Below are 11375 nucleotides of genomic sequence, written 5' to 3'. Positions count from 1 at the left end.
TGACCGCCATGAGTGGGCTAGATCTTGCCAAGAACGGCTTGTTATCAATAGCTTGAGGCATCCAGCCTGACGCTGCGGCAGTTTGTCCGCGCCTCTTGACGGCGATGGCAGCGCTCGCCGACGCTCGTGCTGATCCCTGTTACGGGATTTGGGGGCTGGGACGTTAACTTCATGAGCTTTCTTTCGGATCGTGGGCGCCGCCGTGCGCTCCTCGCGGCTACGGCTATTGTCTGGGCGCCGTCAGCCTTTGCGGCCAATACGACCATTGCAAATGGCACGACGCGGACCACGCGCCTGACCATGCAGGGGACCGACACGCTGACGGTCGATTCTGGTGGAGCGATCACCACGTCGCGGGATCCCTCGGTCCGTCTCACCGGTTCGAATGCGAACCTGACGATCGACAATTCCGGCACGATTTCGTCGACCGATGGCCGCGCGATCCGCGCCGAGGATTTCTCCGGCTCGTTCTCGCTGTCGCTGACGAACGAAACCGGCGCGCTGATCCAGGGCACCGACGACGCGCTCGCCATCAGCTCGTCGATTAATGGCGGCACGGTGACGGTCGTCAACGACGGCACCATCCGCTCGACCGGCGGGCAGGCCATCGGGTTCCGGCCGGCCACGGGCGGCACGATCTCGATCACCAATAATGGCCTGATGGAAACCAAGGGGACGCAGGACGTCGTCCGCACGGGCGGCAACGCCACCATCACCAATACCGGCACGATCCAGAATACGACGGATGGCGTCTGGACCGGCTCCTACTGGAACCGCGCCAATGCCGTCGATTTCTACACGGCAGGCAGCGGCACCGTTTACAATTCCGGCACGATTTCTGGTTCGAAGAGCGGCATCGCCGGGCAGTCCGGGACCGGTTCGTTCGAGATCACTAACTATGCCGATGGCGATATCATCGGCCGCAATGGTCCGGCGATCAGGTTCTCAATTCCCGACGGCGTCGACACGCCAGAGGAACTCGCCACGCTCAAGGCTGTCCATGTGGTGAACTACGGCACCATCACGGGCGAGGCGACAGATCTCTCCCATCCCAGTCGCTGGAACACGGATGGCGACGGGATCGACATCGACTATCTGGCCAATATCGAGAACCACGGCACGATCGAATCGACCGGCGCACTCGGCGTCTGGGCCGACGATCCCGCCCACATCAACGTCCCCGAGGCCATCGCGATCGGTGGTGGCAGCATCACCAACTATTGGGGTGGTTTGATCCATAGTAAGGGCCAGGCGATCGTCGTCGACGACAGCGATGGCGGCTCGGCCTATGGCGCGACGACGATCACCAATGCGGGCGCTATCGTCAGTGATATTGGAGAGGCCATCACGCTGCGCGGTGATTTCGCCGACACACTCAAGAATTACGGCTTCATCGTCGGCGATGTCGACATGGGCGGCGGTTCGGACACGGTGAAGAACTGGGGCTGGATCAGCGGCAGCGTCGATCTGGGTTCAGGCAACGACACACTGGAGAATGGCGGCGCGATCCTCGGAGACGTCGCCGCTGGCGCTGGCGACGACAAGGTCAGGAACGACGGCTGGATTGCCGGGAAAGTCACCCTCGGCGGCGGCCGGAATTCGCTGGACAATGATGGCGTGATCCTCCGCGGCGTCACTGCCGGCGACGGCAACGACAAGGTGGACAATTCTGGCTGGATCGGCGGCGACGTTACGCTCGGCAATGGCCGGAACAGGGTCGACAATGGCGGAGCGATCCTCGGCGATGTGGCTACCGGCTCGGGCGATGACAAGGTGGACAATTCCGGCTGGATCGGCGGCGACGTTACGCTGGGCAAGGGTCGGAACTCGCTCGACAATAGCGGCGTGATCCGCGGCGATGTGGCTGCCGGTTCTGGCGACGACAAGGTGGACAATTCCGGCTGGATCGGCGGCGACGTCGCGCTGGGCAACGGCCGGAACGTGCTCGACAATAGCGGAGCGATCCTCGGCGACGTGGCCGGCGGCAATGGCGACGACACCGTGCACAATGAGGGCTGGATCGGCGGCGATATCTGGCTCGGCCGTGGCACCGATCTGGTCAGCAATTCCGGGGCGATTGTCGGCAACATTGCGTTCGGAAGCGGCTTCGGCCTGCTGGCTAATTCCGGTTCGATCGGCGGCAGCGTATCAGCCGATTGGGGCATGGGCTGGTTCGCCAATTCCGGCACCATCGGCGGGGATGTCGTCGGCGGCAATTTCCTGTTCAACACAGGCGCCATCGGCGGTGACGTCCGCGTCGAGCACGGGGCGAGCGTCACGCTCAACGCGGGGAATATCGGCGGCAAGGTTTCCTTTGCCGGCGGCGACGACGTGCTGGCCAATTCCGGCTCCATCGCCGGCGATGTCTCGTTCAGCTATGGCAAGGACTGGCTGATCAATTCGGGTGCGATCGGCGGCAATGTCGCGATGGGATCGGGCGACGATACGGTCGAGCTGCATGATGGCTCGTCGATCGCTGGCACGCTCGATGGCGGCGATGGATCTGATTCCCTCTCCGTCTGGTCCTCGTCATCCGACGTCGCGACGCTGTCGCGCGTCAGCGCCTTCGAGACGCTCGGGATCCGTCAGGGCAACTGGACCTTCGGCGACGACCAGTCCTATTCGGACGGCGTCACGGTCTATTCGGGTGCCTCGCTTGCGGTGAACACCACGCTCTCCGCGGTGACGACCGTCCAGGGTGGCGCCCGGCTTTCCGGAAGCGGCAGCGTTTCGGGCCTGGTGACCACGGGGCTCGGCGCCGTGATCGTGCCCGGCACCGGAACGAGCGGTACGCTCTCCGTCAACGGCGATGCCAGCCTCAACGACGCGACCTTCATGGTCGGCATGGCGGCCGATGGCGCGTCGAACCGGCTCGCGGTTTCCGGCACAGCGGCGGTCAATGGCGGCACGGTCGTGCTCGATCTCGCGCCCGGTCCCTATGTCGTCGGCACCAAGGCGACGATCGTGTCCGCTGACGGCGGCGTGACCGGAAGCGGCTTCTCGTCGCTTCAGGCGCCGAGCACGCTGTTCATCACGCCTCAACTCGGCATGGAGCCGAATGCCGTCACGATCACGCTCGATCGCAATGGCGTGCCCTTTGCGAGCTTCGCCCAGACTGCGAACCAGTGGGCTGTCGCCAATGCGCTCGACGCCGGCACCAGTGCCAGCGGGCTCTACAATCTGATCGCGAACAGCACGACGGGCGCCTTCCTGCCGCAGACCTATGATTCGCTTTCGGGCGAGATCCACGCCGATCTCGTCGGCACGCTGCTCGACCAGTCGATGCAGACGGAGCTGACGCTGCTGCAGCGCCTGCGCCAGATTGGCGTGCCCGGCAAGACCGCGGCGCCGAGCCAGAAGCTCGGCTATGGCGAGGAGGCGAAGCCCAACACCGCCGCCTTCGATGCGCTCGAAGCCTCCGGCCCGCACTATTCCGGCTGGACCCAGGCGTTCGGTTCCTGGCTCAACCGCGACGGCGACGGCAATAGCGCGAATACGGATTCGAGCGTCGGCGGCGCCCTGGTCGGTGCCGATCTTTCGAACGACAACTACACCTTCGGTCTCGCGGGCGGCTATAGCTGGGGCTCGGCTGATACGTCGAACTGGTCGAGTTCGGCCGATATCGACACGGCCCTGCTGGCAGTCTATGGCGGCGTCGCGCTCGATGCGGTCAAGCTGCGGGGCGGCGCGTCGATGGGCTGGAGCTCGATCGACACCACGCGCACCGCGACGGCCGGTGGCGTCACGGAACGGCCGCAGGCGAATTATGACGCGACGACCGGCAACGTCTTCGGCGAGGTCGCCTATGACGCCAAGGTCGGCGGCTCGATCATCGAGCCCTATGCCGGTCTCGGCTGGGTCAGCGTCAATGGCGACAGCTTCTCGGAAACCGCTGCCGTGCTGACGGGGCTGAGTTCGTCGGGTGCTTCCTACAGCACCGCCTATTCGACGCTCGGCGCCCGCTTCTCGACCGATTTCCTCGTGGACGGAAACCGGTTGACGCCGCGCGCCATGCTCGGCTGGCGGCATGCGTTCGACGACGTCCCGCCGGAGGCGGCGATGCTGTTCAACAACACCGCCACGGGCTTCACCGTGATCGGCACGCCGATCGCGCAGGACTCGCTCCTCGTCGAGGCCGGCGCAGACCTCGCCTTCAACCAGCGGGTCAGCCTCGGCGTGGTCTATTCGGGCTCCTTCGCCAGCAATGCGGATTCGAATGCGGTGAAGGTCACCGGCGAAGTGCGCTTCTGATCCAGGCGATCAACACGATCGAACGGCCCGCCTCGGCGGGCCGTTTTCGTTTGGGGTGGTATTCAGCTCGCAGGCCCGAGCGGCAGGCGCGTCGGCACGCCCGGAGCGAGCGATGTCAGGCGATCGGCAATGCCGAGGGCGGTGAAGGCCGCGACCAGGTCGGCCTCGCTCTCCTTGAAATGCGCCCAGCCATGATTGTGGACGGCGATGATGCGGGCGCGGGGAAAGGCGCTGGCGGTCTCGATGACGTCGTTATTGTCCATGGTCAGGTGAAAGCGTCCGCGAGGCTCGGCCGAGCCCGCAAAGGCGATGACGGCGGCCGGCGCGTAGCGGCGGGCGATCTCGGCCGTGCCGTCATACCAGACGGTGTCGCCGGTGACGTAGAGCGTGTCGCCGGGCTGCTCCTGGCCGATCAGGAAGCCGATTACATCGCCCGCTATCGGCTCGATGCCCGCCGGGCCGTGTCGCGCGGGCGCTGCCGTGATGGTGAGGGTGCTCTGGCCATCGGTCCCGCCGATCGTGATGGTCTCGAATGGATCGAGCCCCCGGGCATGGCCGCCGAGACGGCCCGCGCCGATCCGCGTCGTGAGCACGAGCGGGGCGTGGGCCAGGAAGGCGCGGCCCGCATGGTCGAGATTGTCGGCATGCTGGTCGTGGCTGAGCAGGATCGCATCGATCGGGCCGATCGCGTCGGGGGCAAGGGCCGGCCCGCTCTGTTTCTCAAGATGGACCGGGCCGGAATGATAATGGCCGGGCGGGTCGAATGTCGGGTCGGTCAGCAGGCGCAGCCCGCCAATCTCGATCAGGACGGTCGGACCACCGATCAGCGTGAGGGTCAGGTCGTGGGCAGTCATGACGTTGCTCCGGAGCGGGTGGGATGTCGGTTGATGGCCGGAGGATAGGACTGTGAGGCCTGAGCGAAATTCGCTAAATTCGCGCAATGGCCGATCGAAATCGCACAAGGCTGGACTGGGAGGACGTGCGTTTCTTCACCGCGCTCGTCCGCCATGGCAGCTATTCGGCGGCCGCCCGCGCCCTTGGCGTGAACCATGCCACGGTGGCGCGCCGCATCGCCGCGCTGGAGACGGCGCTTGGCGCGAAGCTGTTCGAGCGGCGGCTGCATGGTCATGAGCTCACCGAGGCCGGGCAGGGCGCCCTGGCGGCTGCCGGGGCGATGGATGCCGCGGCAGAAGGACTGGCCCATATCGCCGCCGGAGCGCCGCAGGGCGGCCTTGTGCGCATCACCGCGACGCCGAGCCTCGCCGATGCCTTCCTCATCCCACGCCTGGCGGCGTTCCGCGCGTCCCATCCCGAGATCGATGTCGAGGTCTTCGCCGATCGGCGCAGCGTCAGCCTCTCGCGTCACGAGGCGGATATCGGCCTGAGGCTGGCGCGGCCCTCGGATGGCGATCTGATCGCCCGCCATGTCGCGACGATCGCGTTCGGCTTCTACGCCGATCCATCCTGGCTGGCACGGCTTGCCGCCGGCGGAGCGCCGCTCTTTGTCGGTTTCGACGAATCGAGCGTTCATCTGCCGGAGGCTGTCTGGCTCGCGGGCCGGTTTCCGACGGCGCGGCTGGTGTTCCGCTCCAACAGCCAACTCTCGCAGGCGATCGCGGCGCGGTCAGGCTGCGGCGTCGCGCTCCTGCCGTGCTTTCTCGGACGCACGGAGCCGGGGTTGGTTCCGATCGATCTCGGCGTGACGCCGCCGACGCGCGAACTCTGGCTGCTGACGCGGCGTGATGGCCTCGCTGCCTCGCCCGTCCGGCATGCACGGGAGTTCCTGATCGACCTGTTTCAGCGCGAAAAGGCGGCCTTCGCCGTGGCGCCCGAGGCGGTTGTCCCGCGCTGAGTCATTTTGCCTCGGTGCGCGGCGCATCTGGTTAACGTTTCCTTACCTCTTCGCTGGCATATTCCTTCCAATTGATTCGAACGAAGGAATCTCGTCTTGGCGAAGCACGTCGCTGTCCTCATGGGCGGTTGGTCGACCGAGCGGCCGGTGTCGCTTAATTCGGGCATAGGCTGTGCCGATGCGCTGGAAACGGCCGGCTACAAGGTGACGCGCGTCGACGTCCAGCGCGACATCGCCTCGGTCCTCGCCGAACTGAAGCCCGATGTCGCGTTCAACGCGCTGCACGGTCCCTTCGGTGAAGATGGCTGCATGCAGGGCGTGCTCGAGATCCTCGGCATCCCCTATACACATTCCGGCGTGCTCGCCTCGGCGCTCGCTATGAACAAGGCGCGGGCTAAAGACGTCATGAAGGCGGCCGGCATTCCGGTCGCCGAATCTGTCCTCATGCACCGCCTCGATGTCGCCAGGGCCCATCCGATGGAGCCGCCCTATGTGGTGAAGCCCGTCGCCGAAGGGTCGAGCTTCGGCGTCTTGATCGTGCGCGAGGATGCGGCTTACCCGCCTCAACAACTTTTTGCGGATGACTGGGGCTTCGGCGACATCGTCATGGTCGAACGTTACGTCGGGGGACGCGAGCTCACCTGTGGCGTCAAGGGCGACGAAGCCTTTGATATCATTGAGCTCGAGACCGCCGACGGCGGCTGGTACGACTATGATTCCAAGTATTCCGCCGACGGTGCCCGCCACATAATTCCTGCGCCGCTTTCACCAAATATTTACCAAAGTATACGGAATCTAGCAGTGCGGGCGCATCAGGCTCTCGGGTGTCGCGGCATCAGCCGGGCGGACTTCCGATACGACGATCGACCGGGGGGCACGGGGCAACTCGTCTGTCTCGAAGTGAACACTCAGCCGGGCATGACGGAGACGTCTCTGGTCCCGGATATGGCGCGACATGCCGGAATGGACTTCCCGGCGCTGGTCAGTTGGATGGTGGAGGACGCGTCTTGCGGCAGATGAGCCGGCGAGCCATGGGGCAGGTGGAAGGCGGGGCAGCCGACGAGGCGGTTTCGTCAGGGGCCAGGCTCGGCTTGTGGCTCAATCGACGCTTGCGGGGCCTGAAACGCGTGGAAGCGCGTCTTCCGCGCCATGTCGGCCTCAAGGCCACGATCCTGCTCTTCGTCGCGACCGGTGTCACCGGCGTGATCGCGGCCGATCGCCTCGACGAAGTCTTCGGTGGCGTCAGCGCCGCGAGCGGTCTGCTGATCGATTCCGTCAAGATCACCGGGCAGATGGAGACCTCGGAGGTTTCCGTGCTTGACAAGCTGCAACTGCCGCCCGACGCATCGCTGCCCTTCCTGGACGTGGCGTCGGCCCGCGACCGGATCGAGACGCTGCCCTGGGTGGCGAAGGCGACGCTGCGCAAGGTCTATCCGGCCACGCTCAACATCACGATCGAGGAGCGCAAGCCCTTCGTCCTCTGGCAACACGACCAGAAGCTCTCGGTCATCGACGATCATGGCCGGGTCATTGGCGAGGCCGGCGACCAGTCCTATGGTGATCTGGTCCGCGTGATCGGGCAGGGCGCCGAGACGCGTGCGAGCGAAGCGTTGGCTCTCGCCGACAGCGCACCGGCGATCCGTGCCCGTCTCAAGGCGGCCGTGCTGGTCGGTGAGCGGCGCTGGGATTTCATCCTCGACAACGGCGTCACGCTGATGCTGCCGCAGGACAATCCCCAGGGCGCGTTGGCCCGCATCGAGAATTTCGACAAGAGCGACGAACTGCTCTCGCGCGACATCGTGCGGGTTGATCTCCGCCTCGGTGACCGCATGTTCGTCCGGCTTTCGCCGGCCGCGATGGAGCGCCGCGCGGCCGAACTCAAGGAGCGCGACAAGCTCGCCAAGCGTAAGGGGGCGAGCACCTGATGTCGCTTTTCGTATCCTCAGATAGCCGTATGCGTCCGCTTCCGGCCAAGAAGTCCACCGTCGTCTCCATTCTCGACGTCGGTTCCTCGAAGATCTGCTGCCTGATCGCAAGGCTGAAGCCGCGCGAGACCGGCGACGTGCTGCCGGGCCGCACCCATGCGGTCGAGGTGCTCGGCATCGGCCACCAGCGTTCGCGCGGGATCAAGTCTGGCGTCGTCGTCGATCTCGACAAGGCCGAGCAGGCGATCCGCCTTGCGGTCGACGCGGCCGAGCGCATGGCCGGCGTCACCGTGGAATCGCTGATCGTCAACGTGTCCTGTGGCCGGCTCGCCAGCGAATCCTTCTCGGCCAGCGTCTCCCTCTCGGGCCATGAAGTGGTCGAGGCCGACATCAAGCGCGTGCTGGCGGCCGGGCGTGAGCATTCGGTCACCGCCGAGCGCTCGGTCATCCATTCGCTGCCGATCGGCTATGCCATCGACGGCAATAACGGTATCCGCGATCCGCGCGGCATGATGGGCGAGCGGCTTGGCGTCGACATGCATGTCGTCACCGGCGAATCCGCCCCGCTGCGCAATCTCGAGCTCTGCATCGCCCGCTGCCATCTTTCGGTCGAGGCGATGGTCGCGACGCCCTATGCCAGCGGCCTTTCGGCTCTGGTCGACGACGAGACCGAACTGGGCGTCGCCTGTGTCGATCTCGGCGGCGGCACGACCACGATCTCGGTGTTCATGGACGGCCAGTTCGTCCATGCCGACGCGATCGCGATCGGCGGCCAGCATGTGACGACGGATATCGCCCGCGGCCTCTCCACCCGGATCGAGGATGCGGAACGGCTGAAGACCATGCATGGCAGCGCGCTGCCGAGCGTGTCGGACGAGCGCGACATCCTGTCGGTCCTGCCGATCGGCGACGATGAGCGCGATGTGCCGAACCAGATGCCGCGCGCGGCGCTGACGCGGATCATCCGGGCACGCATCGAGGAAATCCTCGAACTCGTCCGCGACCGCCTCAATGCGTCCGGCTTCCAGACGATGGTTGGCCGCAGGATCGTGCTGACGGGCGGCGCGAGTCAGCTTACGGGAATCACGGAGGCTGCGCGGCGCATCCTGGCGCGCAATGTGCGCCTCGGTCGTCCGCTCGGTGTGACGGGTCTGCCGGAAGCGGCCAAGGGGCCGGCATTCTCGGCTGCCGTCGGGTTGTTGATTTATCCGCAGGTCGCCCAGATCGAGCAGGTCTCGGCAATGCGCGGACATCGCTTGGCCATGACCGGGACCGGGGGATACTTCTCCCGATTCGGAAGCTGGTTTCGCGAGAGTTTCTAGGGGTTAGACGGCAACGCTCCTGGCGAAGCGATGCCGAAGAACGGAAAGACGGCCGGTTTACGCCACCGGCCACAGGGGTCAGACGACGAGGTCACCAATGACGATCAACCTGAAGATGCCGGATATTACTGAGCTGAAGCCCAAGATCACGGTCTTCGGCGTTGGCGGTGCGGGTGGAAACGCCGTCAACAACATGATCCGCTCGGGACTCGAGGGTGTCGAGTTCGTGTGCGCGAACACCGATAGCCAGGCGCTGACATCGTCGCGCGCCGAGCGGCTCATCCAGATGGGCGTCGCCGTGACCGAGGGTCTCGGCGCCGGTTCCATGCCGGATGTCGGCCGCGCCGCCGCGGAAGAGGTCATTGACGAGATCAACGACCATCTCGCCGGCTCGCACATGGTGTTCGTCACCGCCGGCATGGGCGGCGGCACGGGCACGGGCGCTGCCCCGGTCATCGCGCGGACGGCACGTTCGCACGGCATCCTGACCGTCGGCGTCGTCACCAAGCCGTTCCAGTTCGAAGGCGCGCGGCGCATGCGCGTCGCCGAGGCCGGCATCAAGGAGCTGCAGGAGAGCGTCGATACGCTCATCGTCATTCCGAACCAGAACCTGTTCCGCATCGCCAATGAGAAGACGACCTTCGCGGACGCCTTCTCGATGGCCGACCAGGTGCTCTATTCGGGCGTCGCCTGCATCACCGACCTGATGGTCAAGGAAGGCTTGATCAATCTCGACTTCGCCGACGTCCGTTCGGTGATGCGCGAGATGGGCAAGGCGATGATGGGCACGGGCGAAGCCTCGGGCGATCGCCGCGCCATTCTGGCGGCCGAAGCCGCGATCGCCAATCCGCTGCTCGACGAGACGTCGATGCACGGTGCGCGTGGCCTGCTGATCTCGATCACCGGCGGACGTGACCTGACGCTGTTCGAAGTCGACGAAGCCGCGACCCGTATCCGCGAGGAAGTCGATCCGGACGCGAACATCATTCTCGGCGCCACCTTCGAGGAAAGTCTCGAGGGCGTCATCCGCGTGTCGGTCGTCGCGACCGGCATCGACAGCGATGTCCGCGAGCAGGAGACACCTCCCTCCGACCAGCGCATCGCCGAGATGAACCAGCGCATGAAGGCCGCCGCGCAGGCTGCCGCCCAGCCGGCTCAGCGTACGCCTTCGGTCAATACGGAATCGCGTGCCGCTCCGGCCCCGACCTTCCGCCAGCCGGCCCCGGCCCAGTCCTATGCCGAACAGCCGTCGGCGCGTGATCCGGGCGTCACCATCGCTCCGATGGCGCCGCAGCCGTCCATGTCCTATGCGGAAGCCGAACTCGATCACGAGTTCGACATGGTCCCGCAGCCGACCCAGGTCGTCGACCACGCTCCGGCGCAGCACTTCATTCCGCCGGCCGCCGAGGCTCCGGCTGCGAACCGCATGCCGCGCGTCGAGGATTTCCCCGTCATGGCCCAGCGCGAGATCGCGCAGCAGCGTGGCGAGGAACATCACGAGGAAGATCGCGGCCCGATGAGCCTGCTGCGCCGCCTGGCGCATGTCGGCCTCGGCCGTCGCGAGGAAGAGCCGCAGGCCCAGCAGCCTGCCCCGGTCCGCGTTTCGGCTCCCCAGCCGGCCCGCGCGCCGCAGCAGGCGCCGCGTGCACCGCAGCAGCAGGCGCCCGCCGGCTATCAGCAGCAGCGCCCGCAGCAGGCGGCTCCGCGTCAGCAGGCTCCCGCACCCGCTCCGGAGGCCAATTACCGCCCCCGCCAGCAGGAGCTCGACCCGCATGGCCGCGTGATGCCGCGCGAGCAGCGCCACGATGACGATCAGTTGGAGATTCCGGCTTTCCTGCGCCGCCAGGCGAACTAGAAGCCAGTAACTCCATCGAGACGAGGCCCGGCGACTGACCCCCGCCGGGCCTCGTTTCGTAAGGGGGTCGATGCGTTACAGACGGTTAGAAAGCGTGATTTGTTGACCGGTTGGTCCAGCCCTATCTTCAGCCTCGCAAGATGCTGAGGAATCTGGTGATTCGACAGAGA

7 protein-coding genes are annotated in these 11375 nt (G+C 65.9%); 6 read left to right on the top strand and 1 reads right to left on the bottom strand.

What is annotated here, in order from left to right:
• The first annotated feature begins 171 nt into the window (after window positions 1–171).
• The gene (locus tag QO014_RS20690; RefSeq protein ID WP_266350653.1) at window positions 172–4251 is read left to right on the top strand and encodes an autotransporter domain-containing protein; all 4080 of its coding nucleotides are present in this window, start codon (window positions 172–174) and stop codon (window positions 4249–4251) included.
• Between the two features lie 62 nt (window positions 4252–4313).
• Here the strand turns inward: QO014_RS20690 and QO014_RS20685 are convergent, their stop codons facing one another.
• Window positions 4314–5105 carry an MBL fold metallo-hydrolase gene (locus QO014_RS20685; RefSeq protein ID WP_266350652.1) on the bottom strand — a complete coding sequence of 264 codons (792 nt, stop codon included), beginning with the start codon at window positions 5103–5105 and terminating at the stop codon, window positions 4314–4316.
• 125 nt (window positions 5106–5230) lie between these two features.
• On the opposite strand from QO014_RS20685, the gene QO014_RS20680 reads away from it, so the two are divergent.
• The 5 genes from QO014_RS20680 to ftsZ all read left to right on the top strand — a co-directional run bounded on the left by QO014_RS20680 (window position 5231) and on the right by ftsZ (window position 11205).
• Window positions 5231–6103: a LysR family transcriptional regulator gene (locus QO014_RS20680; RefSeq protein ID WP_266350651.1), complete on the top strand. Its 873-nt coding sequence runs from the start codon at window positions 5231–5233 to the stop codon at window positions 6101–6103.
• Window positions 6104–6199: 96 nt separating this feature from the next.
• Window positions 6200–7123, top strand: a complete 924-nt coding sequence (locus QO014_RS20675; RefSeq protein WP_266350650.1) for a D-alanine--D-alanine ligase — start codon at window positions 6200–6202, stop codon at window positions 7121–7123.
• A gap of 107 nt (window positions 7124–7230) precedes the next feature.
• Window positions 7231–8028 (top strand): cell division protein FtsQ/DivIB, encoded by a 798-nt coding sequence (locus QO014_RS20670; protein ID WP_266350649.1) that lies wholly within the window; start codon window positions 7231–7233, stop codon window positions 8026–8028.
• 29 nt (window positions 8029–8057) lie between these two features.
• A complete protein-coding gene (ftsA, locus tag QO014_RS20665) occupies window positions 8058–9350 on the top strand; it encodes a cell division protein FtsA (protein WP_370877191.1) in 1293 nt (430 codons plus the stop codon).
• A 97-nt stretch (window positions 9351–9447) separates the two neighbouring features.
• Complete coding sequence (ftsZ, locus tag QO014_RS20660) at window positions 9448–11205, top strand: cell division protein FtsZ (RefSeq protein ID WP_266350647.1); 1758 nt, start codon at window positions 9448–9450, stop codon at window positions 11203–11205.
• Window positions 11206–11375: the final 170 nt, after the last annotated feature.

Origin of the sequence: Kaistia dalseonensis (assembly GCF_030814715.1) — a bacterium.
GTDB classification, from domain to species: domain Bacteria; phylum Pseudomonadota; class Alphaproteobacteria; order Rhizobiales; family Kaistiaceae; genus Kaistia; species Kaistia dalseonensis.
This window is presented reverse-complemented; position numbering and strand designations above follow the sequence as displayed.

Bases quoted from the DNA above. Each gene is read 5' to 3' on its own strand.
- QO014_RS20685 (WP_266350652.1), bottom strand. From the start codon at position 5,105: ATGACTGCCCACGACCTGACCCTCACGCTGATCGGTGGTCCGACCGTC.
- ftsZ (WP_266350647.1), top strand. From the start codon at position 9,448: ATGACGATCAACCTGAAGATGCCGGATATTACTGAGCTGAAGCCCAAG.
- ftsA (WP_370877191.1), top strand. From the start codon at position 8,058: ATGCGTCCGCTTCCGGCCAAGAAGTCCACCGTCGTCTCCATTCTCGAC.
- QO014_RS20690 (WP_266350653.1), top strand. From the start codon at position 172: ATGAGCTTTCTTTCGGATCGTGGGCGCCGCCGTGCGCTCCTCGCGGCT.